Below are 22,627 nucleotides of genomic sequence, written 5' to 3'. Positions count from 1 at the left end.
GAGAGGGGTAGGGCCGTGTCGATCTCTCCCAACGGCCAACAGCCGGAGCCCGCACAGCGGATGGTGGTCTGCGGCGACGACGGGCTGGCTCACCGGCTGGCTGCGGAGCTCGAGGGCGTTTACCGCGAGCACGTGACCCTCGTGGCCCCGCCGAGCAGTGCCCCACAGGCCGCCCCCGGCAACGGAGAGGGGCGCGAGTTCGCCCGGCGCCTCCTCGGCTGGGCTCCGGCCGCCCGCAGCCGACCCATCCCGTCCCCGGGCAACCCCCCGGCCGCGCAGGGCGTACGGTTCTTCGAGGCGACCGAGCCGGACGAAGAAGTGCTGACCGCTGCAGGCGTGGTGAGTGCCGCCGCCCTCGCACTCGCCTACGGGGACGACGAGACCAACGTGCGAGCCGCACTGGTGGCCCGTCGCCTCAACCCCACGCTGCGGCTGGTGATCCGGCTGTACAACCGCAAGCTGGGCCAGCACCTGGAACAGCTGCTGGACCAGGCGGCGATCGTCGCGGAGCCCGGTATCGACCTGCGGGAACTGGACTCGTCGACCACGGTCCTGTCGGATGCCGACACGGCCGCACCCGCCCTGGCCGCGACAGCCGTCGCGGGGACCAGCAAGGTGGTGCAGGCCGACGGACTGCTGCTGCGGGCCGTGGAACGCACACCGCCCGGCCCGGGACAGGTCGCTGAACCGGGCCTGTGCACTCTGGCGTTGCTGTCCTCCACTGCGAGCGACCCTGCGGGCAGCGAAGGCTCGGAGGCCAGCGGGAGCGAAGGGCCCCAGCTGCTCCCCGACGACAGCGCGGTGGCCGCGGCGACCGGCCGGGGCATCATCGCGCACGTGGCCAAGCCGAGCCCGGACCTGCTCCCCCGGCTCGCCGCCACGCTGGCCGTACGGATGCCGCTCTTCCTCGCCGGCCGGCCCGAGTGTCCTTGCTGCGGTCCGCCGCCCGGGATGGACACCGGGAATGCGGCAAGAGCTGCCGCGCATGCACGACGGCGCCTGCCGACGGAGACCGGGGGTGTTCAGTGGAAGCAACGACGGCCCGCAGCGTCGCCCGTGCACGCATTGGATCGGGCCTGGTGGTAACGCTCCTGCTGCTTCCCTTCGGCAGCTACGGACTGGCCCGCATGGGAGCAGTCCCAGAAGGTGCACCGATCGTGCTCGGCCTGCTGTCCATAATCGCCGGCTTCGCGCTCCTCCCCACCCTGTGCGAAGAGCGGGCTCCGTTCCGACGCTCGTCGTCGCGTCTGACCGCACACACCCTGACTGGCGAACGGTCTGACGACCTGAACCGGATCAGCACGGTCCGGCTCCTGACGACCTTTTCGTACGGCGGCGCCCACCGCGCCCTGGTGGTGCGCGACACCCATGGGGTGCGCCTGGGAATCACGACCGAGACAAGCCGTAGGCAGCTGCGCCGAGCGATCGAGAAGGCGGACGCGAAGGCCGAGCCGGGTGTCTCCGGGCCCCGGGTGAGCCGTGTGGCCCGGGCACACCTGGGCCTTGCCCCATAACGGCCCATGATGACCGTCCCCGGCGACATCCCCGGGCGCCTGGTAGGGACCGCGGCCGATCACAGCTACTCCCGGCTCCCCGTCATCGGACCGGAGGAACAGGAGATTTGGGAACCGGAGGACGCCGAATCACCTTCCTGATTTACGACACTGGGTGCACTCCCGGATTCCAGCCCGGTCGTCATGACGTGTTCCAGTTCACCAAAACTTGTATCACACGCACGCAGGAAGGCCGCAATCAACCGACGCATATGAACGAAAGAGTCGCGCGCTAAGGGCTGTCCCGTAGTCCCCGGCGGGCGCGCGGCGCCGGCTACGGCGCCTCGCCGCGTTGTCGGAAGCGCCCGCATACACCCAGTATGAGGACGCTCCTCCGCCTTGCGATGCACCGCATCCGACACCGCACGCTGATCCGCCAGGGATTACGGGACAGCCCTTAGCCCCAAACGTCCCGCCACGAGTGGATCAATGTCTCTGCACTTAACCAGGTGCTCGAACATGAAGAGGTCGAGCTGCCGGGGAAGCGCACGCGCGACTGGGGCATCACTCTTGAGCCTCCAGCAGAGCTCGGCGAGCGAACTTGCATATTGCGGCGGCTCGGGAAGAAAGGCGCCAATAGTCTCGGTGCGAATTTCGGGCGCCACCTTCGCGGCGGCCAGCACTCCGGCCATATATTTGTCGACGGCATCGGAGATTTTCCTCATCTCACGCATGGGGACGGCGCCTTCTGCCAGGCGCTCAGAGACCAGGGCGTCCCAGTCATCGCGATTGACGGTGACGGCAGCGGAAGCAGCCGCTACGAGCTTCAGGGTAAGGATGCTGACACTTTCGGCTGCCAACCACCTGACGACCCGGGCTTCATCATCTTGGATTCGCGGAGTCCAGTGCTGACCAATGCCCTGCAGGAGATCAATCAGCTGCTTGATCGCCAAGAAGGGCTCAAGGAACAGAACTTCTCCGCGGAGGAACTTGAAGGCCCGGTCCAGTGCCGCCTCTCCGCGACACAAGTCACGGATCTCTCGCTCCAGGTGAAGGGCACCCACTCCTTGCGATCCCAGATCTGTCAACTTTCCGACGGCGTTGCCCTTGCGACGTTCAAAGTCCTCAAGACTCTGCGCGGTCACGTCAAGACTGCGACCAAGGCGCCTAAGAAGCCATCTCATTTGGGCTTCGTGGGTAGGCTGTCGGTCATGGTGGGGATCGTTGAGCGTCTGGTGCCGGACGAGTTGTGGGTGCTGTTCCAGCGGGTGGTGCCGGAGGCGCCGTCGCGGCCCCAAGGTGGTGGACGGCGTCGGCACGGCGACCGTGAGGTACTGGCCGCGATCGTGTTCGTCGCGACGTCGGGTTGTACCTGGCAGCAGCTGCCCACGGCATCGTTCGGCCCCTCGGGGGCGACAGCCCACCGACGCTTCTCCGAATGGAGCAAGGCCCGCGTGTGGGCCAAGCTCCACCGCCTGGTCCTCGACGAACTCGGTTCCCGCGGCGAGCTCGACTGGTCCCGCTGCGCGATCGACTCGGTGAACATGAGGGCCCTGAAAAGGGGGATCTGACAAGTCCGAATCCTGTCGATCGGGGCAAGTACGGCTCGAAGATCCACTTGATCACCGAGCGGACCGGTCTGCCCCTGTCCGTCGGAATCTCGGGCGCGAACCTGCACGACAGCCAGGCCCTCGAGCCCCTCGTCCGCGGCATACCGCCCATCCGCTCACGACGCGGACGCCGACGACGCAAGCCCGGCAAGCTTCACGCGGACAAGGGCTACGACTACGCCCACCTGCGCCGATGGTTACGTGGGCGCGGCATCACGCACCGCATCGCCCGCAGAGGCATCGAGTCCTCACAACGACTCGGCCGCCACCGATGGGTCGTCGAAAGGACCATGTCCTGGCTCGCCGGCTGCCGACGCCTCCACCGTCGCTACGAACGCGAGGCCGAACACTTCCTCGCCTTCACCAGCCTCGCCTGCACCCTCATCTGCTACCGCCGACTGGCCAAATGAGATGACGTCTAATGCGGCCAGTGACACCTCTGGCCATGGTGAGCTCCGCAGCATCGGCACCTACAAGCTCGCGAAGTCCGCGAAGCCAAACAATGCGATCAAGCGGCTTCTCGGTGTTCTTGCCGGTGCCAGATTTCACTTCCCCGATATATTTGACCTGGGAAAGGTGAGGCGTGAAGTCAAAGGCAAAGAGGTCGAGATCGGTCACCACAAGCGGTTCTTGATAGTGCCGCTCAAGATTGACTCCATACCGCGAATAGAAACCCTCCCAGAACCAAAGCTGGGCAACCCGGGCCTCCAGGAGTTCGCCGGCCTGGGGTGCCTTCGGAGCCGCTGGCCTACTGCCGCCCGAACGGGCTCTCGTGCCTGACTGCACGCTGGACCTCCTTCCTCAGTTCAAGAATCGCGGAGGTCGTGATCTCGTCACTAGCCGCGTCATCAGTCAACTTAGAGCGATCTTCCTCCGGAGTGACGAACAGCCCAGGGGCATTTTCCACCTTAAGAGAGGAAGATCCTCCGGGCATGCTTCCGACGCTCGCCTTGAGCCAGTCGAGGCCGTCACGGACGATCTCTTCCGGCCCGACCGTTGGTGAGTTCGTCAACCTGCACGACGCCAGCGGCTTCCAGAAGGTGACAGTCAGTGCCGATATTGGTGGCAGGGCCGACGGAGCCGGCATTGAGGAGCTTCGAAACGAGCACCACCGGATCATTGATCCGGCCCCGGCCCAGCATGGCCTTCTCACGCCCGAAGAGAATGCGAGCGTGAAGAGCTTACGCAGGTGCAGTGCCTCAGCAGTCGACGACGGGTCGTCTGCAGTCTGCACCAGCGGCGAGAAGACGTAGGTTTGACGGAGCGGGACTCCCGAAGCACTTGATTTCACCGTGCCGGTCTGAATCAATCCGACCTTGCGCGCACTCTTCACCGTGGCCCTCGACACCCCGCTCGACGACACCATGACCGCCAGGCGCGACGCCGGAACCCGCCTGGCGGCCGTTGCCGCGGCCAGCGGCATGGTGATCGGGTTCGTCACGATGGAAGACCTCCTGGAGGAACTGGTCGGCGCCGCCCGTACACCACATGCCGGCCTTCTTCGTGCTTCGCCCCGAGCGCGCCAGGGCTCAGTTGACGGCTACCACCACGGCCGTCACGCATCCCGCGACGACCGCCCCGGAGATGAGCATCGTGATCAGCAGCCCACGCGTCCCCTTGGGGAGTCGCTCCGGGAGCGTGACCTCCTGAGGGCGCTTGGGATCGTAGATCACGTCAAGTCGCCCCCCGACCGCGACGGGAGGAAACACGAACGGTCCGACGGTGTACTGCCGCGCCGGGCCGCCCACCGGGGTGTACTCCAGCAGGAGCACGGAACCCTGCGCGACCTGACCGACGTTCACGCACACCGCGGATGTCCACACCCCGCGCTTCAGCAGCGGACTGGAGTGGAAGTAGAAACCCGCCGAGAACGCGAACACCAAGAACCCGACGACCAAAATCATGATGGTTCCGCCCACCGAGCCCCCCGACTGCCGAAGGCCCGGACTATCGCCAACCCACGGGCAGGCGCACAAGGGCCGCACTCACGCCGTACCGCAAGGAGTGCGCGGGTCTCGTCCGATCGCTCTCCCCAAGCTCGAAGTGCCTTCTCTGCACCTACTTGTCGGCCGGTCGAGCATCGAGGTGCAGGTGCTGCAAGGTCTGTCCCTCGGCCGCCGTGTGGTCAGGTGCGGAGGTCGCGCTGTTGGTAGCCGATGATGCCGGCGATTGTGGCGAGCGTGGCGGCGGTCATCATCAGCAAGGCCGCGGTCCAGTTGACGGGTTCGCCGGGTACTGCGGCCAGGTGCGCGAACGGAGACAGTTGGCCGACCCATGCCGGCCAGCCGGAACTGTCGGCGATGACTTTCAGCAGGAACCCGCCTGCTGCTGGGAGCGATCCGATGATGACGACTGCGCGCGGGGCCCAGCCCAGGGCGAGTACACCGGCGCCGAGGCAGAGGAGGGCGATGGGCAGTACGTTCCATGCCCCGGACAGCGCGGCGGTGAGGCCGAGTTCGGCACCGACGGCCTGTGTCCCGCTCCAGGTGGCGAGGCCGGAGACGGTGGTGAGCGCGATGACGCCGCCGAGGGCGGCGGTGATCTCGGAGGTGAGCACTCTCGTGCGGGTGAGGGGCTGGGCGAACAGGAGTGTGAGGCGTCGGCCGGTTTCGTCGGCGGCGAGCGTGGCGAGGCGGACCGCGGCGAAGGCTCCTGCCGGGACGGCCAGCAGTGCGAACAGCGTGGCGGTGTAGCCCTGGACGGTGCCGAGCCCCGCGAAGCCGGCCTGGGCGGCGAGGTCGGCGAAGTGCGGGTTGTCGGTGAGGAAGTCCGCCATGGACACGGCCAGTATCCCGATGAGGAGGTAGTACGCGCCGACGGCAGCCGACCAAGCGGCCAGTGGCCGCACGAGCCGCCGCACCGCGAACGCCTGGACCGAGCCGAGCAGCCTCATGCGCGGGGGCCGGCCGGAGGGAGCGCGCAGGTAGCCGTCGCGGATGTCGCGCCGCCCTGCCGTAGCCGTGGCTGCGGCGGCGAGCACCAGGCCGGCGGCGGACAAGGCCAGCAGGGGCCAGATCCGGTTTCCGTCGTACGGGCGCGTCAGCGCCGTCAGGCCGAACGGCGACAGCCAGCGCAGCCACCCCAGGGCGGCGACGCCGTCGCCGACCATCCGCAGCAGCATGCTGATGCCGAGCACTGCGACGGCCGCGCCGCTGGCTGAAGCCCGGGTCGTGAACACCTGGGCGGCCATGGTGCCCACCGCGGCGAAGAACCCTCCGCACAGGGCCAGCCCGGCACTGTGCACGGCGGCGCCGCCCGCGGTGGCACCCGCTGCGGTGAGGCCGGCGAATGCTGCCGTGCCCGCGAGGAGTGACGCCGCGATCAGGACGGCGAGGTGGCGTGCGACCACGGTGGTGACCGGCAGCCGCCCTGCGAGCAGGACATCCCACCGGCCTGCGTCCTCCTCGCCCCGGGTGATCCGCGTGGCGGCGAGCAGTGCCCACACGGCCAGCACGACCGCCAGTGCCGTCCCGGTGCGCCACACGGCGAACCCGCCGGCGTCGTACAGCGCGATCGGTTCGCCGAACAGGGTGCGGATCGCCGGGTTGCCCGCCAGCGCCTCAAGGGCTGCGGCATCCACCTGGTCCTTGACGGTGCTGCGGTGGGCCGCGACCGCCACCGCCGACATCCCGGCCACCACAGCGGTCACGACGAGCGCGCCGCGTCTGGTCTGGCGCAGAGCCAGAGCTGTCACAGCCCGGCCCGCCACTTGACCTGGGCCTGTGTGCTCGGCCGGCGGGGAGACGGGGGTCACCGCTGCGTCCCGCCGTAGTAGCCGAGAAAGATTTCCTCCAGCGAGGGTTCGCGTACCGCGAGGCTGACCACGTCCGCCTCCGCCAGCTTTTGCAGCGCAGGCCCCGGCGGGCCGGTGAGGGTGAACCGCACCGAAGCCGCGCCGGTCACCTCTACCTCCTCCACGCCGGGCACACGGTCCAGGTCCGGTGGCGTGCCGGTGAAGCTCACCGTCACCTCGGTGCGGTGCAACCGTCGCAGTCCCGGCACGGCGGCGACGTCCACGAGTTGGCCGGCGCGCAGGATCGCCACCTTGTCGCAAACGGCCTCGACCTCGGCGAGCTGGTGGGAGCTGAGGAACACGGTCTGGCCGTTGTCCCGGGCCTCGCGGACCGCGTGGCGGAACTCGCGTTCCATCAGCGGATCCAGGCCGCTTGTCGGCTCGTCAAGTACGAGCAGGGGTGCCCGGGTGGCGAACGCGGCCACCAGTGCCACCTTCTGGCGGTTGCCGGTCGAGTAGGCCCGGCCCGGCATGGACAGGTCGAGGTCGAACCGCTCGACCAGCTCATTTCGGTAGAGCCGGTCGGTTCCGGGGCCCGTGCGGGCCAGCAGCTCCAGCGTCTCGGCGCCGGTCAGCTGTGGCCACAGCGCCACGTCGGCCGGTACGTACGCCAGGCCCCGGTGCGTCATGGCGACGTCGGCCGCGTCGATGCCGAAGATCGATGCTTGGCCGCTGGTGGGGCGGGCCAGTCCCAGCAGCAGCCGGATGGTGGTCGACTTGCCGGCCCCGTTGGGGCCGAGGAAGCCGAACACCTCGCCTGCCGGAACACTCAGATCCAGCCCGTCCAACGCCCGGACACGGCCGTAGCGTTTGCTCAGGGATTGCGTACGGAGGGCGGGCGAGACCATGTGGGCCTCCATGGTTCGGCGCGGCGGGCACAGGGCCCCTAATCGCCGACCAGACTTCCCGGCACACCGCTGGTGAACATACTCGCGCCGCATCACACCGGACAAGGCATAGGACCAAACGGTTCCGCTGCCTTCCGCCCTGCGAGGCGGACACCGTTTCGTGGCCGCTAGCGCTAGCGCTAGCGCGGCGTCCGGCCGCCCGACCGAGCCGTCCACCGTCTCCGTATCCAATCACCGGCCTCGCCGACCGCGACCAGGACAGCGGCGGATGCGGCGCACCCGACAAGTGGTGCGGGGTACCCCAGAGCAGTGCCAGCAAGCCACAGCAGGCCGGTGAGGACCGCCCACCAGCCGATGACGGACCAGGCGACAACCCGCCGGCGCGGGTTCGGTGTCATCGGGCGCCGCTGTTGAGGGTGCGGAGGCGGGCCAGGCCGGCCAGCAGGCATCCGGCCACCCCGACGATCCCGCCGGCAGCGGTCAGGGCCAGGCTCATCTCCGGGGAGGCCCCGGCCAGCCGCGGGATCGCGTTCAGGGGTGCTACGGCGTAGAGCGCCAGGAGCGCCCAGCCGTGGGCACTTACCGGCGCGAGCCGGGCCCGCAGACGGGCCGGTGCCCGGCCTGCGGCCATCGCCAGCCCAGCGGGCAGCAGGGTGAGAGAGAAGATCGTCAATCCGATCCACTGCCAGATCATCTGCGTCGTTTCCTGTCGGGTGCTAGCGGCGGACGGATGCGGCCATGACGAGGCCGGTGACGAGCAGGGCCAGCCCCATGACGAGCACGGGAGACCCAGGGCCCGGCAGGAAGTACATCGCCACCCCGGCCAAGGTCACAGGCGCACCGATGCCGACCATCACCCAGGCAACCTGTCGCTCGGACACAGGCCGCCGCTCCGCGTTCGGCACTACGGGGGATGCGGCGGCGGGGGTATCGCGGCCAGTGAGGAAGGCGGTAAACACCCCGATGAGCAGCGCCCAGGCCGCCGCCGCCCAGCCGAAGCTCGCACCGCCGATCAGGACCGTGGCGGCGGCGACCGTCGCACCGGCCGCCATGCCCTTGGGGTTGGTGGCGAACGCCCACTGGCGCCGGGCGCTGCCCGAGTGCTGCAGCTCCGCGAGCGCGGTCCGGACGACCAGGGCGGCAATGATGATCGTGGGGGCCAGCAGAGAGGTATCGCCGCCGGTCATCAGGTGCGCTTCCCGTCCGCACGTGCTACGCCACTCTCGGCGTCCGGCGCGGAGTGGAGGACAGCCACACCGAGGAGGACCAGGCCGCCGACGGTCTCCATGCGCAGGGCCCGGGTGATCGCCTGCCGCTCGGAAAGCGGCAGCAACCCGAGGAAGGGGGGACGGGAGCGGGTGCCGCCATGGCAGTGGGCCTCCGGGTGTGTCAGTGGCAAGAGGGCACACTGCCCCCAGGACGCCGACCAGACTTCCCGGCACACCGCGCGCCAGTTCTTGACGCGTTCTTTACACCGTATCCACCAGGCGGGCCGCTGTCTGCGCCGCCCCCCTGCGCAGGATCACATCGGTGTCAGGTCGTGATCATCCTTGGCGGGAGGCGCACCACCAGGCGGCGACGGCCGCCACAATCAGGGCTGCGGCGGCGATCAGCTCCGGCCGCTCGCCCGGCATGGTGTAGAGGGCGGCGCCTGCGATCGTGAGGACCGCGCCCATCACCACCAGGGGCGAAGTCGGACAGCGCGCTGGGCGGCGGGTCACCGCGAGTCAGGACCCGGCCGGTGCGGCCTGGTGCAGGCACGTACGGAGCGTTTCGGCGAAGTCCTCGGCGCGGGCCAGCTGGACTCGGAGTTTGTCGACCTGCTCGCGACGCAGTCCAATGCGTACGACAAGCTGAAGTCGATCCTCCTCGGCGCGCACCGCCTGGGCATCTTCGAAGACAGCCCCCGCCTGGGCGTCAGTCCACCCCAGTACGACCCCAAGCGCGCCGTCATCCCCTCACCCGACCAACTCCGCTGTTGTCGCGGGCCCTCGCACACCGCCCGCTCAGGGTGGCAGGGCTGCTCCGCAGGCCATCGGGCCCGGACAGGGCCTAGGAGTTGTCGTCAAAGTGTCACGCCCACATCAGGAGCGACGCGAGGGTGACGGCTGCTTGGTAGGACTGGGCGGTCTTGTCGTACCTGGTCGCGATGCCGCGCCACTGCTTGAGCCGGTTGAAGCACCGTTCCACCACGTTGCGGCGCTTGTAGACCTGTTTGTCGAAGGCCGGCGGCCTGCCTCCCCGGCCGCCTCGCCGGGTCCGGTTGCGGACCTGGTCGGACCGTTCAGGGATCGTGTGCGTGACGCCGCGCCGCCGCAGCCAAGTACGGATGGCCTTCGAGCTGTAGCCCTTGTCGCCGATGACGTGGTCGGGCCTGATGCGCGGTCGACCCGGCCCGATCCGGGGCACCCGTATCGCGTCCATCACGGCGGTGAACTGGGTGCAGTCGTTGGTGTTCCCGCCGGTCAGGACGAACGCGAGGGGGCGGCCCGCCCCATCGCAGGCCAGGTGAATCTTGCTGGTCAGTCCGCCGCGGGACCGGCCGAGGGCCGGGCTGCGGAGCCCCCTTTTCGGGCTCCGGCCGCGTGCTGGTGGGCACGGACAACGGTGGAGTCCACCGACACCAGCCACTCGATGTCACCTGCCGCGTCCGCTTGCGCCTGCGCGGCCTGGAGCATCCGCTCGAAGGTTCCGTCCGCCGCCCACCTGCGGAAACGGGTGTGGAGGCTGGCCCACGACCCGTACCGGTCGGGCACGTCCCGCCAGGCGACCCCGGTCCGAAACTTCCACACGATCCCGTTCAGGATCGTCCGGTCGTCCAGCCGCGGCCGCCCCAACACGGGCCGAGGCAGCAACGGCTGCACGAGTTCCCACTCAGCGTCCGACAGTTCATGGCGACGTATCACCCAACCATGATCCACAATGCAAGATCACTTTGACGACAGGCCCTAGCATCGGGGCATGGCCGACAACCCCAGCGCAGACCCGGCCGTCCCGGCGGACGAAACGGTTCATGACGGCGTCGACGACGCGGTCCAAGCGGACCTCACCACCGTCGCGGAGGCCTGGGCCGCGGCGATCGTCTCCAACGATGCGGCACGGATCGCGAGCTTCATGACCGACGACTGGGCCATCGTCTCGGAGTCCGGCATCTCATCCAAGGACGACTTCCTCGCGTTCGTCGCCTCCGGGCAGCTGACCCACTCGGCTATGGACCTCGTCAGCAGGCCCCGGGTGCGGGTGCACGGCGACACCGCGGTCTTCAGCGCGCGGATGACCAACACCGCGCATTACGGGGGCCGGCGGTTCGACGCCGACGAGTGGACGTCGGATGTGTTCGTGAAGCGGGACGGCCGCTGGCTGTGCCTGCTGAGCCACATCACGGCGGTGGCGCCGGCCTCGGCAGCGACGCCCTCGACGACGGGCCAGTGAAACCGGAGGGGCTCACCGGCGATCACTGGGGTGGTGTGGCCTCGCCCTGCCAGAAGCTCCACTGATACCCCCAGGGGTCGGTGACCGTGAAGGTCCGCGGCCCGTACGGCTGATCCACCGGACCGTCCACCTCCACGCCGGATGCCGCCCGCACCAGCGCGAAATGCGCGTCGACGTCATCCACGTGCACGATCAACAGGGCGTTCCTGCCTTCGCTGCTCACCCCGCCGCCACTGACCCCGATCTTCGTCACACCCGCCTGGATGTCAGCCTCGAACGTCCGCCCTGAATCGTCGCGCCAGCGGATCGCGTCGGTGAAGCCGAGGACCCGCTCCATCCAGTCGAGAGCCGCGTCCGCGTCCTCGTACCGCAGGTAGGGGGACACACCTTCGATTGCCATGCCGTGCTCCTCCGAGCAGGGAGCCGAGACCGCCCCGAGCGGCTCGGCACGTAGTGAATGGTGCTCGCCTACCAGGCTGCGGTACGTGACAGGCCGACGCGGCCAACGGCGGTGCCGCGTGTCGCTCGCACAGCTGACCTCCGTCCCGCCAGCCCAGCCGCAACCGGCGATGGCCAGTCCCTGGCGCTGGCCCTCGCTCCCTCGTGTCCGAGCTCGGGTCCGGACTCTGGATCCAGGCTCACACCGGTGGTGGATGCCGTCTAATGTCAGGCGGGAATCTGATGCTGCGGGAGGCGTTCTATGGCGCGTGGATGGATATCGAGCAGACCGGTTGTTCTCGGCGTCGCGGTGGTTGCGGTCGCTGTGATCGGCGTGGGCATGTACCTGTTTCAGCCTTGGAAGCTGTGGCAGGACGAGACGGTGCGGGAGGCCCTACCCTCCACAGCAGCGACCGCGTCGGCCGTGCCGTCCCCGTCCGGTCAGAGTTCGGCTCCGCCGTCGGCGCCACCGGAGCCGCGGACTGTCTCTGCGGGGCAGTTGATCAGTCATGAGCACACCACGACGGGCACGGTGAAGATCGTCCAGCTGGCGGACGGTTCGCACACGCTGCGGCTGGAGAACCTCGACACCAGCAACGGTCCCGACCTGCACGTGTGGCTCACCGATGCGCCGGTGAAGGAAGGCAAGGCGGGCTGGGAGGTCTTCGATGACGGCAAGTACGTCAGCCTGGGCAAGCTCAAGGGCAACAAGGGCGACCAGAATTACGTCCTTCCCGCCGATGTGGACCTCTCCCAGTACACGAGCGTGAGCATCTGGTGCGACCGCTTCAACGTCTCCTTCGGCGCCGCGGCACTCGCCAGGGCCTAGCTAAGGGGGAACGGCAGCGGCCCGCCGACGTGTGGTCGGCGGGCCACTGCCGCACTGCGCGGCGAGATTTCAGCGGCCTCGGGGATGAGGACCTTCTGCTTCGGGCCTTCGACCCCGTGGGGCGTCTCGGCGCGCGATCCTGGAGACATGGAGCTCGAGGTTCTGGTCGTACCGGACTGCCCTCACCGGCAACTCGCCGAGCAGCGGTTGCAGCAGGCACTGGCCGACGCCAGGCTGCCCGACACCCGCTTCACCATCCGCGTGATCGCCGATGAGGCCGAGGCCGAGCGGTCCGCCTTCACCGGCTCCCCGACGATTCTCATCGACGGCCGTGACCCGTTCGCCGAGCCCGGGCGCCCGCCGGGGCTGGCCTGCCGGATCTACCCGACCGCGACCGGGCTCTCCGGGGCGCCCGATGCCGACCTGCTCCGTCAGGCCCTCGTTGCTGCCCCCCGCCCGGACTGCTGACCTTCCTGACGGCCATCAGACCTGTGGGGCAGGGGTGTTCCGCTCCAGGCGGGAGCGCAGGGTGGCGGCGAAGTCCTCGGCACGGGACAACTGGACGCGGAGCTTGTCGATCCGCTCGGCGGCGGCCTGCTCGTAGCCGCGGACTCGCTTGAGCAGAGCTTCGCGCTCGTCGGCATCGAGTTCGGTCTCGCTGTCGGTGTCGAGGCGGTCGGTGGCGTCCAGGAGGTCGCGCATCTGGTCCAGGGTGAAGCCGAGGGGCTTCATCCGGCGGATGACCATGAGCCGCTGGACGTCGTTCTCGGTGTAGAGGCGGAAGCCGCCCTGGGAGCGGGCGGAGGGGACAACCAGGCCCGTTTCCTCGTAGTGCCGGATCGTGCGCAGGGACAGCTCCGTACGCGCGGCGACCTCGCCGATCTGCATGTGCTTGCCGTCCACGCCTGTACTTCCCAGCCCTTCGCACCGTGGCGGGGTGCATCCGCACTCCCCGCCAGTCCCTACTCTAACGTTAGGGTAGAGTTGCTGATGGTGCGGGCAGCGATTCGCTGTCCCGTCGTTGCCGTGTCGGGGCCGATGGCGCCCCCGGCGGAGATCCGATTCTTGCAGGAGAGAAGCGTGCGCGAGCCCATGACGCCCGGCGCCGCCGCCTGCCCGCCGTGATGCTTCGCCTCGGGATGTGAGCCCGGCCGCGCAGGCGCGGCCCTCGCTCGATCCCCCTTCCTCTCCGGCCCACGTCTTTCACGGGCCGTCCGCGGGGTGCCGGCCCGGCCCCTCCGCGCCCTCCCGCACGCCCCGGCCTGCCGAACGGGACGCGCCCGAGCACGACAGGTGCCTCCTTGTCCTCTTCTGCTGCCGCTGTGTCCCCCGCCGCGCGCCTGCGCGGCCTGAAGCCGGACTGGCTGTCCGATCCGAAGGTGTGGCGAACCGAAGTCCTCGCGGGCCTGGTCGTCGCGCTCGCGCTGATCCCGGAGGCGATCTCGTTCTCGATCATCGCCGGGGTCGACCCTGCCATCGGCCTGTTCGCCTCCTTCACCATGGCCGTCGTCATCTCCGTCGTCGGCGGCCGGCGGGCGATGATCTCCGCCGCGACCGGCGCCGTCGCCCTTGTCATCGCCCCGCTCAACCGTGAGCACGGCCTCGGCTACCTGATCGCCGCCGTCATCCTGGCCGGCATTTTCCAGGTGGTCCTGGGCGCGCTCGGTGTGGCGAGGCTGATGCGGTTCATCCCCCGTTCGGTGATGGTCGGCTTCGTCAACGCGCTCGCGATCCTGATCTTCATGGCCCAGGTGCCCGAGATGCGGAACGTGCCCTGGGCCGTCTACCCGCTGATCATCGGGGGCCTCGCGCTGATGGTGTTCTTCCCGAAGATCACCACCGTGGTCCCCGCCCCGCTGGTCTCCATCGTCATCCTGACCGTCATCACCGTCGGCGCGGCCATCGCGGTACCGACCGTCGGCGACAAGGGCGACCTGCCCTCCTCCCTGCCCGTGCCTGGCCTGCCGGACGTGCCGTTCACGCTGGACACGCTGACGACGATCGCCCCGTACGCGTTCGCGATGGCGCTGGTCGGCCTGATGGAGTCGCTGATGACGGCGAAGCTGGTCGACGAGATCACCGACACACACTCGAACAAGACCCGCGAGTCCATCGGTCAGGGCATCGCGAACATCGTGACCGGCTTCTTCGGTGGCATGGGCGGCTGCGCGATGATCGGCCAGACGATGATCAACGTGAAGGTCTCCGGGGCCCGGACCCGCATGTCCACGTTCCTGGCGGGCGCGTTCCTGATGGTGCTGTGCATCGTCTTCGGCCCGGTCGTCTCCGACATCCCCATGGCGGCCCTGGTCGCCGTCATGATCATGGTGTCGTTCGCGACGTTCGACTGGCACTCCGTCGCCCCGAAGACGCTCAAGCGGATGCCCGCCGGGGAGATCGCGGTCATGGTGATCACGGTCGCCTGCGTCGTCGCCACCCACAACCTCGCCATCGGCGTCGTCGTTGGCTCCCTCACCGCCATGGTCGTCTTCGCCAAGCGCGTCGCTCACCTTGCCGAGGTCACCGCCGTCATCGACCCTGACGGCACCACGGTGGTCTACCGGGTCACCGGAGAGCTGTTTTTCGCCTCCTCCAACGACCTCGTCGGCCAGTTCAACTACGCCACCGACCCCGAGAAGGTCGTCATCGACCTGTCCGCCGCGCACATCTGGGACGCCTCCTCGGTGGCCGCGTTGGACGCTATCGAGACCAAGTACGCCCAGCGCGGCAAGACCGTCGAGATCACCGGCCTGAACGACCCCAGCGCCGACCTCCACGGCAAGCTGAGTGGAGAGCTCGCCGCCAGCCACTGACCGCTGGCGTCCTACGGGCCGGCAACACCGGGTGGGTGGTGCCGGCCCGTCGCGGCCTCCGTCCGGGGTGGCAGGGATTGAGTGACTCGCCACAAGCGGCGGGGCAGCTCGCCCTCCTCGAGGGCGTGGACTTCGTCCAGGATCCAGCCGTCGGCCAGGGCGTCGACGAGCGCGCGGTCGAAGAAGTGCTCGGCGAAGCCGCCGTGTTCGAAGATGTCGTCGCCTCGGGCGATGCCGGTGCCGTAGTGGGCGTCGCCGGTGTGCCGGACGGTATAGACGAGGACGCCGCCCGGCCGCAGGACCCGGCGGATCTCACGGACCGCGGCGTGGATCTCCTTCGTCGACAAGGCCATGCACAGCAGCATGTGCGCGAAGACCGCATCAACGGACGCGTCCGGCAGCGGCAGGGGCTCGCGCACGTCGTGCACCGCGGCCGTCACCCGCTCGGCCACTTCCTGATGCCCGGCGGTGGCGCGCAGCTGGTCCAGGCCGGTTGCGGAGAAGTCGGTGGCCTGGACGGTGAATCCTTCGCGGGCGAAGTAGAGGGCGTCGCGGCCGTGGCCGGCGCCCAGCTCCAAAACGTCCCGGGCCCCGGACGCGCGGCCCCATAGCCGCCCAGGGCGGGGCCGTTCTTGGTCGGTGGGATGGTGCCGTAGCCCTCGGCCCGCGGCAACCGGCCGGAGCAGTCGTTCACGGCTCGATGAGAAAGGGGGGCGGGCCTGGGCTAACGTGAATAGAGGCGCACCGCCGCGGCCGCCCGCAGACGATTCCGCCAGGCGGTGTGCTCGATGGGCAGGTGAGGTCCATGACCAGCACAGCCAGCGCGTCCGGTGCCGAAACCCACCGCCACGACGTGATCGTCGTCGGAGCACGGTGCGCAGGAGCCCCGACCGCCATGCTCCTGTCCCGCCTTGGTCACCGGGTCCTCCTCGTCGACCGGGCGATCTTCCCGAGCGACACGATCTCCACCCACCTGATCCATCCGCCCGGCCTGGCTGCGCTCGAACGCTGGGCACTGCTGGACCGCGTAGTCGATACGGGCTGCCCCGCCATCGATACCTACGCGTTCGATCTCGGCCCCTTCGTCATCGTCGGCTCTCCTGCCGGTGAGGGCTTCGACGTCTCCTACGCCCCGCGCCGCACGGTCCTGGACAAGATCCTGGTCGACGCCGCCGCGGAGTCGGGCGCCGAGGTCCGCGAGGGATTCACCGTCGAGGAGATCCTGTTCGACGGCGGTACGGTCATCGGCATCAAAGGGCACGGCAAGGACGGCAGGACGGCCACGGAGCACGCCCGGATCGTAGTCGGCGCGGACGGAGTCCACTCGTCCGTCGCGAGGGCGACGGACGCCACGGGCTACGCCGAGAAGCCCAAGATCAACGCCTACTACTACGCCTACTGGGCCGGTCTGCCGATGAACGGGGCGTTCGAGGCGTACGACCGCGAGGACCGCGCCTTCGCCGCATGGCCGACCAATGACGACCAGACGCTGGTCATCTGCGCCTGGCCCATGCGCGACTTCGAGGCCAACCGCGACGATGTCGAAGGCAACTACCACGCCGTCCTGGCCCGCGCGCCGGCCTTCGCCGAACGGATCTCGAAAGCCACTCGGACCGAGCGGTTCGTCGGCATGGCCATCCCCAACTACTTCCGCAAGCCCTACGGTCCCGGCTGGATCCTCGTCGGAGACGCCGGATACCTCAAGGATCCCATCACCGCGCAGGGCATCCAGGACGCCTTCCGCGATGCGGAACGGTGCACCCGGGCCCTCGACGACGTGCTCGTCGGCCGACGGCCCTTCGACGAAGCCATGCGGGCCTGCCAGGAGACGAGGGACTCCGAGGTCATGAGCATGTACGAGTTCACGGCCGACTTCGCCACGCTGGAACCACCGCCCCCCGCGATGCAGGAACTCCTCCTCGCCGTTTCCCGCAGCCGCTCGGCACAGGACGAGTTCGCCCGGGTGACGGCCGGCGTGACGCGCCCAGAGGAGTTCTTCGGACACATGCAGGAACGCATGTAACACCAGGCCTGACGCCGCCTAAGCTTGGCGTTTATCCTCGTTCGTCACCCGACCTGCTGATCTGCCGTGTTTTCCGGGACGGCGGAGGCAGCCGTTCTCCACGCTTCGAGATGTCTGGTCACGAAGTACCGGAGAACGGCCGCTGTGTATGAGTCTGTCTGCCGACGTGTCCGGACGCGAGGCGTTGGGTGTGTTCTCCCGCTTTTGTGTCGAGTTCTACGACTGCCAGTATGCCCGGGCTGACGTGCTCTTCGAGCACACCGACGCGGTGCTGTGTGCGGACGGGCCGGTGAACACCCTGGTCGAGCTGTCGCTGACGGTCGAGCATCGGCGCGGACACGGCGCGCCCTGTATGCGGGGCTGGACCGCAGCGGGATCGAACCGAGGCGTCTGCGACGCGTTCTGGCCGGCCTGCCGCTACCGAAGGCGGCCGACGGACGGATCGTACTGGCCGTGGACGTGAGCAACTGGCCGCCCCGACGCTCCCACCAGCGACGACCGGTTGTTCTGCCACGTCTACGGACGCGGCGACTGCGGTAAGGATCCCGGGGCTGGCCGTACTCCTTCGTCGCTACCCTGGAAACAGGCCGCACCTCCTGGTGCCGGCTGTTGGACGCCGTGCGGCTCGGCCCCGGCGGACGACGCGACACTGGTCACCGCCGCCCAGCTCCGCGAGGTCGTCGAACGCCTGGTCGACGCGGGGCACTGGATGCCGGGCGACCCCGGGATCCTGATCGTGATGGACGCCGGCTACGACGTCGCCTACCTCTCCCACTCCCTGCGGGACCTGCCCGTCGTGCCGCTCGGACGACTGCGCTCGGACCGCGCCATGCTCCGCGACCCGGGCCCCGGCCGCTCAGGGCCCAAGGGCGGGCGGCCCCGCCGGCACGGCGGCGTCCTCACCTTCGCCAAGCCCGACAGCTGGCACCAGCCGGACGTCACCCCCAGTGGTACCAGGGCGCGGCGCGAGGCAGGTGAGCCGGTGATCTGGCGGACCGATGAGCTGGAGCTGGTCACCGCCCAGCCAGTCGGCGAAGGGCGCCCTCGTACGTGAGGATCCTGGGCTTCCCGAAACCTGGTGGTCGGGGCTGAACGGCTCGCTCGATACCCTTTCCTCGCAGCTCACGTGACAGATCGCAACGCCGGACACAGGCAGGACACAGCTCGGTGGCTACGCGAGGGCCGTGCGGGCGGCGGCGACGGCTCCAGGACGCGCGTGCTGCAGGTCGCTGGGGATCCTGGCAACGGTGCTGGGTTCGCCGACCATCGAGGGCGGTGCTCTCACAGGGGTGGGGTGCCGCGCTCCTGGCATGCTTCGAGTTGACGAACGGTAACAAGCCCGGTCCCGCGCCTGCCACGGGCTTGGCCGTCCTCAGAGTGTCCGACGGGCGAGAGTCGCTGTCCGCGGCGCCCGGTGAGCGGCACGAGTACAGCAACGCCAATTACATGCTGCTTGGGGCGCTGTTGGAGGAGGTCACCGGAAAGCCGTTCGGTCAGCAGCTGAGGGAGAACGTGCTGAAGCCGCTGGGCATGGACGGCGCGCTCACCAACAGCGAGGAGGCCGAGCGTGCCACGCTCGCTCCCGGCACCGGTTCTTCTTCGGTCAGCCGAAGAAGTTCGACTTCGGGTACGACGCCTCGGGTGTGCCGTACGGCTATTTGGGCGCCACCCTGAAGGACCTGCGCGCCTTCGCATCTGCTCAACTGACGGGATGTGGACGGGGCGTGCTGTCCCGGGACGGCTTCCGGCAGATGCACCAGGGCGCGGTCTCCGTCCACGACCGCCATCGCTACGGCTTCGGCTGGCGCGACGACGAAGTGGACGGACTGGACGAGCGGATGGTGCGGCACTCGGGGGCGACCCCCGGCTACCACGGCATCGTGGTCCTGTTGTCCGATCACGACCTCGCGGTCGTCGTGCAGTACAACGCCGCCGGGCTCGCCAAGGAGAACCGGCGCAACAACACCGCGTTCGGTGTCGCCCGCATCCTGCTCGGTGCCGAGGCCCGGTCGGCCCAAGAGGACTCGTGGCTGACGTGGATCCTGGTGCCGCTCGGCACGGTTGCGGCTGCGCTCGCCACGGCTGTCGGATGGTCGGCATTCCGTGTCGTACACCCCAACGCGGACTGCGTCGCGGCGCCTTGCGGATCGTGATCGGCGGTGTCGCGGCGATGGCTCTCTGCCTGTTGACTGCCGCGGCCGCCTGCATCGTCCTCCCCCAGCAGATGGGCGGGAACTTGAAAGTGGCGTTGTTGTTCGTGCCGGATGCGGGGTGGCTGCTCGTCGTTGTGGCGGCGCTCGCTCTGGTGCTCGCGCCGCTGCGGGCGGGTATGACGATCCGGGCGCTGACGAGTCTGCGACGGCAGGGCCGCGTCGAGCGGGCCGAACGCGACGCGGCGGAAGTCAGCAGTGTCAATCCGGTGGCAACCAGATAATTTGCGCCATTTCGCGGTAGCCGCCCGGGGGGGGGACCTGGATCAACGACCACCCGGCTATCCCCGGCCTCGTGGTCACCCAGGTGCAGGCCGAAGAGATCAGACGCAAACCTTCGTCCGCTGCTCGCCCCCTGAACTCGCCCCTATCAACCTGGCCGGCGAGGCGGACGGGTTGCACCGGCCTGGGTGGGGAGATCCATCGAGCCGGTATGGGGGCTCGAACAGGACGCCGCCCGGGCTGGCTGCTTCGTGTTGTGCCGATGGTCGGCACCCGCACGCGCGGCGGGGTGCCGGCCACCGGTCTGTGACGGTCAGGCTCCGTCGGCCGCGGCGCCGACGAGTTCGTCGAGGAGGTCCTCCATGGTGACGAAGCCTATGACGGTGCCCTTGGTGCCGGTGACTGCCGCGAGGTGGGTGCCGGCGGCCCTCATGGCGGTCATGGTGTCGTCGAGCGGGGTGTCGATGGCGACCTTGACGATCGGGTGCAGCGCCGTGCGCGGGAAGGGGGCTGTGCGGTCGGCTGCGCCGAGGGCGTCCTTGATGTGCAGGTAGCCCAGGATCTCCCTGCCGTCTTGGGTGACCGGGAGGCGGGAGAAGCCGTGGTCGGCGGCGGCCCGTTCCAGGCCCTTGGGAGTGATGTCGTGGCCGACGGTGACGATCCGGTCCAGGGGCACCATCACTTCGCCGACGGGGCGGGTTCCGAGTTCGAGGGCGTCCTGGAGGCGTTCGCCGTCGTCGAGGCCGAGGAGGCCGGCGGCGCTGGAGTCCTTGACGAGGCGGGCGAGTTCGTCGTCGGTGAAGACGGAGCCGACCTCGTCCTTCGGTTCGACCTTCAGCAGTCGCAGCAGGGCGTTGGCGAAGGCGTTGATGCCGAAGACGAACGGGCGCAGGGCCCGGGTGAGGGCCACCAGGGGCGGGCCGAGGAGGAGGGCGGTCGGCGCGGGTGCGGCGAGCGCGATGTTCTTGGGGATCATCTCGCCGACGAGCATGTGCAGGTACGTCGCCAGGGTGAGCGCGATGACGAAGGCGATCGGGTGGATCAGCCCCTCGGGCACCCCGATGGCGTGGAACGGGGGCTCCAGCAGGTGCGCGATGGCCGGTTCGGCGACGGCGCCGAGGACCAGGGAGGAGACGGTGATGCCGAGTTGGGCGGTGGCCATCATCGCGGAGAGGTGTTCGATACCCCACAGGGTAGTCTTCGCGCGGAGGTTGCCCTTCGCCGCGGCCGGTTCGATCTGGCTGCGGCGTACGGAGATCAGCGCGAATTCGGCGCCGACGAAGAAGGCGTTGGTGATCAGGGTGAAGGCGCCGATCAGCAGCTGGATCGCGGTCATCGGGCCTCCTCCTGGGAGATCGTCGCGGCGGCCGGGGCGGTGATTGCCACCCGGTCGGCGCGGTGGTGCTCGACGTCGAGGACAGTGAGCTCCCAGCCGTCCACGTCCAGGGTGTCGCCGGCCAGGGGGATCCGCTCAAGGCGGGTGGCGATCAGGCCGGCCAGCGTCTCGTAGGGACCCTCTGGTGGTGTGAAGCCGATTTCCTCCAGCTGGTCGAGGCGGACGCTTCCGTCTGCCTCCCACGCTGTGCGGCCGTCCTGGTCGGGGGCTGCGAGGAGGTCGGGGACCTCCATCGGGTCGTGCTCGTCACGGACCTCGCCGACGACCTCTTCCACGATGTCCTCGACGGTCGCCACACCCGCGGTGCCGCCGTACTCGTCGATGACGACGGCCATGGTCCGGGCCTTGCGGAGCCGGCCCAGCAGGGTGTCCACGGGCAGGGAGTGCGGTATGAGCAGGGGTTCGGTCATCAGGTCAGTCACTGGGACCATGGTCCGCTTCTCCTCGTCCAGGGCGAGGACGTCGCGGATGTGGAGGGTGCCGATGACCTCGTCGAGGGTGTCCTTGTAGACGGGGAAGCGGGACAGGCCGGTGGCCAGGGTCAGGTTCGCGGCGTCGGCGGCGGTGGCGTGGGCCTCCAGGGCCTTGACGTCGACGCGCGGGGTCATGACGTTCTCGGCGGTCAGCTCGGCCAGGTGCAGGGTCCTGACGAACAGTTCGGCCGAGTCGGCCTCGATCGCGCCCTGGCGGGCGGAGTGCCGGGCGAGTGCCACCAGCTCCTGCGGCGTACGGGCGGAGGCCAGCTCTTCCGCGGGCTCCAGCCCGAAACGGCGTACCAGGCGGTTCGCGGTGTTGTTCAGGTGCCGGATCAGCGGCGCGAACGCGGCCGTGAAGCCACGCTGCGGGCCGGCCACGACCTTCGCGACGGCCAGCGGGCGGGAGATCGCCCAGTTCTTCGGCACCAGCTCGCCGACCACCATCAGGACGACGGTCGAGATCGCGACACCCAGCAGGGTCGCGGTTGTGGAAACCGCCCCGGCCGGCAGGCTAACGGCCTCCAGCGGTCCACGCAGCAGAGCGGACACAGACGGCTCGGCCAGCATGCCGATCACCAGCGAGGTCACGGTAATGCCCAGCTGGGCCCCGGAGAGCTGGAAGGTCAGGCGCTTGGCGGCCTTCAGGGCGCCCTCGGCGCCCCGCTCGCCGGCAGCGGCGGCACGCTCGAGCTCACTGCGCTCGACGGTGGTGAGCGAGAACTCGGCGGCGACGAACACCGCGCACGCCAGCGTCAGAGCCAGCGCGAGAAGCAGCAGCAGGACTTCGGTCACCGTGCCACCCCCGCTCCCGGCTCAAAGATCTGCGGGCAAGGTGTGGCACGGCTGGGACTGGGAGGTTCACCCATTGCGGGTCTGCTGCTCCTTCTTCTCTCGGGCTGACTGGCGCGTGGTCCGCGCACAGGGCGGTTTCAAGTATCCGCACGACGACTGTAAAGGAGCAGTAAAGCCCCTGGCCAGTGACGTTTCACACGGCGGGAAGGATGGTCTTTTCGGACTTTCCCACCCAACCATCGCCCACGCACT

At 69.1% G+C, this 22,627-nt stretch carries 25 protein-coding genes and 3 pseudogenes; 12 read left to right on the top strand and 16 right to left on the bottom strand.

Features of this window, described 5'->3' with window-relative positions; translation table 11 throughout:
• Positions 1-60: 60 nt before the first annotated feature.
• Together BSL84_RS30045 and BSL84_RS30040 are read left to right on the top strand one after the other, a co-directional pair.
• Positions 61-825, top strand: a pseudogene (locus tag BSL84_RS30045) (NAD-binding protein); the annotation flags it as partial.
• Between the two features lie 332 nt (positions 826-1,157).
• Entirely contained in the window at positions 1,158-1,514 is a 357-nt protein-coding gene (locus tag BSL84_RS30040) for a hypothetical protein (protein WP_234363555.1), read from the top strand.
• 422 nt (positions 1,515-1,936) lie between these two features.
• On the opposite strand, the gene BSL84_RS30035 is transcribed toward BSL84_RS30040, so the two are convergent.
• A complete protein-coding gene (locus BSL84_RS30035) occupies positions 1,937-2,638 on the bottom strand; it encodes a hypothetical protein (RefSeq protein WP_159393590.1) in 702 nt (233 codons plus the stop codon).
• 66 nt (positions 2,639-2,704) lie between these two features.
• On the opposite strand from BSL84_RS30035, the gene BSL84_RS30025 reads away from it, so the two are divergent.
• Positions 2,705-3,513 (top strand): IS5 family transposase gene (locus BSL84_RS30025; protein WP_107484868.1). Its coding sequence is split into 2 segments (ribosomal slippage): positions 2,705-3,053 and positions 3,053-3,513, totalling 810 coding nucleotides; the frame shifts between segments, so codons are not numbered across the junction.
• Here the strand turns inward: BSL84_RS30025 and BSL84_RS36290 are convergent.
• The 10 genes and pseudogenes from BSL84_RS36290 to BSL84_RS35010 form a co-directional block, all read right to left on the bottom strand.
• On the bottom strand, positions 3,485-3,721 hold the full coding sequence (locus tag BSL84_RS36290; protein WP_159393589.1) for a hypothetical protein: 237 nt from the start codon (positions 3,719-3,721) through the stop codon (positions 3,485-3,487). The genes BSL84_RS30025 and BSL84_RS36290 overlap by 29 nt on opposite strands.
• Before the next feature lie 130 nt (positions 3,722-3,851).
• Positions 3,852-4,544, bottom strand: coding sequence for a hypothetical protein (locus BSL84_RS36285; RefSeq protein ID WP_159393588.1), 693 nt, complete (start codon positions 4,542-4,544; stop codon positions 3,852-3,854).
• Positions 4,545-4,632: 88 nt separating this feature from the next.
• Positions 4,633-5,022 (bottom strand): DUF3592 domain-containing protein, encoded by a 390-nt coding sequence (locus tag BSL84_RS36280; protein ID WP_159393587.1) that lies wholly within the window; start codon positions 5,020-5,022, stop codon positions 4,633-4,635.
• A gap of 206 nt (positions 5,023-5,228) precedes the next feature.
• On the bottom strand, positions 5,229-6,797 hold the full coding sequence (locus tag BSL84_RS30010; RefSeq protein WP_199838764.1) for an ABC transporter permease: 1,569 nt from the start codon (positions 6,795-6,797) through the stop codon (positions 5,229-5,231).
• Between the two features lie 56 nt (positions 6,798-6,853).
• Entirely contained in the window at positions 6,854-7,744 is an 891-nt protein-coding gene (locus tag BSL84_RS30005) for an ABC transporter ATP-binding protein (protein WP_075971597.1), read from the bottom strand.
• A gap of 394 nt (positions 7,745-8,138) precedes the next feature.
• Positions 8,139-8,438, bottom strand: coding sequence for a hypothetical protein (locus tag BSL84_RS29995; protein ID WP_075971595.1), 300 nt, complete (start codon positions 8,436-8,438; stop codon positions 8,139-8,141).
• Positions 8,439-8,460: 22 nt separating this feature from the next.
• Positions 8,461-8,931 carry a hypothetical protein gene (locus BSL84_RS36660; protein WP_075971594.1) on the bottom strand — a complete coding sequence of 157 codons (471 nt, stop codon included), beginning with the start codon at positions 8,929-8,931 and terminating at the stop codon, positions 8,461-8,463.
• Entirely contained in the window at positions 8,931-9,143 is a 213-nt protein-coding gene (locus tag BSL84_RS29985; protein ID WP_159393586.1) for a hypothetical protein, read from the bottom strand. The genes BSL84_RS36660 and BSL84_RS29985 overlap by 1 nt, the downstream gene beginning before the upstream one ends.
• 145 nt (positions 9,144-9,288) lie before the next feature.
• Positions 9,289-9,420, bottom strand: coding sequence for a hypothetical protein (locus tag BSL84_RS37540; RefSeq protein WP_267894058.1), 132 nt, complete (start codon positions 9,418-9,420; stop codon positions 9,289-9,291).
• A 397-nt stretch (positions 9,421-9,817) separates the two neighbouring features.
• A pseudogene (locus tag BSL84_RS35010) lies at positions 9,818-10,647 on the bottom strand (IS5 family transposase).
• 58 nt (positions 10,648-10,705) lie between these two features.
• Here BSL84_RS35010 and BSL84_RS29970 point away from each other — a divergent pair.
• On the top strand, positions 10,706-11,176 hold the full coding sequence (locus BSL84_RS29970; protein ID WP_075971592.1) for a nuclear transport factor 2 family protein: 471 nt from the start codon (positions 10,706-10,708) through the stop codon (positions 11,174-11,176).
• A 22-nt stretch (positions 11,177-11,198) separates the two neighbouring features.
• On the opposite strand, the gene BSL84_RS29965 is transcribed toward BSL84_RS29970, so the two are convergent.
• Positions 11,199-11,576, bottom strand: a complete 378-nt coding sequence (locus BSL84_RS29965) for a VOC family protein (protein WP_075971591.1) — start codon at positions 11,574-11,576, stop codon at positions 11,199-11,201.
• A gap of 300 nt (positions 11,577-11,876) precedes the next feature.
• Here BSL84_RS29965 and BSL84_RS29960 point away from each other — a divergent pair, with 300 nt between their 5' ends.
• Both BSL84_RS29960 and BSL84_RS29955 read left to right on the top strand, forming a co-directional pair.
• Positions 11,877-12,443, top strand: a complete 567-nt coding sequence (locus tag BSL84_RS29960) for a DM13 domain-containing protein (protein ID WP_075971590.1) — start codon at positions 11,877-11,879, stop codon at positions 12,441-12,443.
• A gap of 147 nt (positions 12,444-12,590) precedes the next feature.
• Entirely contained in the window at positions 12,591-12,911 is a 321-nt protein-coding gene (locus BSL84_RS29955; RefSeq protein WP_075971589.1) for a hypothetical protein, read from the top strand.
• A 15-nt stretch (positions 12,912-12,926) separates the two neighbouring features.
• On the opposite strand, the gene BSL84_RS29950 is transcribed toward BSL84_RS29955, so the two are convergent.
• Entirely contained in the window at positions 12,927-13,346 is a 420-nt protein-coding gene (locus BSL84_RS29950) for a MerR family transcriptional regulator (protein ID WP_199838763.1), read from the bottom strand.
• 419 nt (positions 13,347-13,765) lie between these two features.
• On the opposite strand from BSL84_RS29950, the gene BSL84_RS29945 reads away from it, so the two are divergent.
• Positions 13,766-15,256 carry a SulP family inorganic anion transporter gene (locus tag BSL84_RS29945; protein WP_075971588.1) on the top strand — a complete coding sequence of 497 codons (1,491 nt, stop codon included), beginning with the start codon at positions 13,766-13,768 and terminating at the stop codon, positions 15,254-15,256.
• A gap of 11 nt (positions 15,257-15,267) precedes the next feature.
• On the opposite strand, the gene BSL84_RS29940 is transcribed toward BSL84_RS29945, so the two are convergent.
• On the bottom strand, positions 15,268-15,834 hold the full coding sequence (locus BSL84_RS29940; RefSeq protein WP_234363553.1) for a class I SAM-dependent methyltransferase: 567 nt from the start codon (positions 15,832-15,834) through the stop codon (positions 15,268-15,270).
• Positions 15,835-16,061: 227 nt separating this feature from the next.
• Between BSL84_RS29940 and BSL84_RS29935 the strand changes: the two genes are divergently transcribed.
• From BSL84_RS29935 to BSL84_RS29910, 5 genes and pseudogenes are all read left to right on the top strand, one after another.
• On the top strand, positions 16,062-17,279 hold the full coding sequence (locus tag BSL84_RS29935; RefSeq protein ID WP_075971587.1) for an NAD(P)/FAD-dependent oxidoreductase: 1,218 nt from the start codon (positions 16,062-16,064) through the stop codon (positions 17,277-17,279).
• Between the two features lie 166 nt (positions 17,280-17,445).
• Positions 17,446-17,742 carry a hypothetical protein gene (locus BSL84_RS29930; protein WP_199838762.1) on the top strand — a complete coding sequence of 99 codons (297 nt, stop codon included), beginning with the start codon at positions 17,446-17,448 and terminating at the stop codon, positions 17,740-17,742.
• A 39-nt stretch (positions 17,743-17,781) separates the two neighbouring features.
• The gene (locus tag BSL84_RS29925) at positions 17,782-18,333 is read left to right on the top strand and encodes a transposase (RefSeq protein ID WP_075971586.1); all 552 of its coding nucleotides are present in this window, start codon (positions 17,782-17,784) and stop codon (positions 18,331-18,333) included.
• A gap of 392 nt (positions 18,334-18,725) precedes the next feature.
• Positions 18,726-19,432 (top strand): annotated as a pseudogene (locus BSL84_RS29915) (serine hydrolase domain-containing protein).
• Entirely contained in the window at positions 19,420-19,713 is a 294-nt protein-coding gene (locus BSL84_RS29910; protein ID WP_159393584.1) for a hypothetical protein, read from the top strand. The pseudogene BSL84_RS29915 and the gene BSL84_RS29910 overlap by 13 nt, the downstream one beginning before the upstream one ends.
• Before the next feature lie 311 nt (positions 19,714-20,024).
• On the opposite strand, the gene BSL84_RS29905 is transcribed toward BSL84_RS29910, so the two are convergent.
• Complete coding sequence (locus tag BSL84_RS29905; protein ID WP_075971582.1) at positions 20,025-21,047, bottom strand: hemolysin family protein; 1,023 nt, start codon at positions 21,045-21,047, stop codon at positions 20,025-20,027.
• Positions 21,044-22,375: a hemolysin family protein gene (locus tag BSL84_RS29900; protein WP_075971581.1), complete on the bottom strand. Its 1,332-nt coding sequence runs from the start codon at positions 22,373-22,375 to the stop codon at positions 21,044-21,046. Before BSL84_RS29900 ends, BSL84_RS29905 begins: the two co-directional genes overlap by 4 nt.
• Positions 22,376-22,627: the final 252 nt, after the last annotated feature.

The organism is Streptomyces sp. TN58, from assembly GCF_001941845.1.
GTDB lineage: Bacteria > Actinomycetota > Actinomycetes > Streptomycetales > Streptomycetaceae > Streptomyces.
The sequence above is the reverse complement of the archived record's forward strand: the minus strand, read 5'-3'. Positions and strand labels throughout refer to the sequence as shown.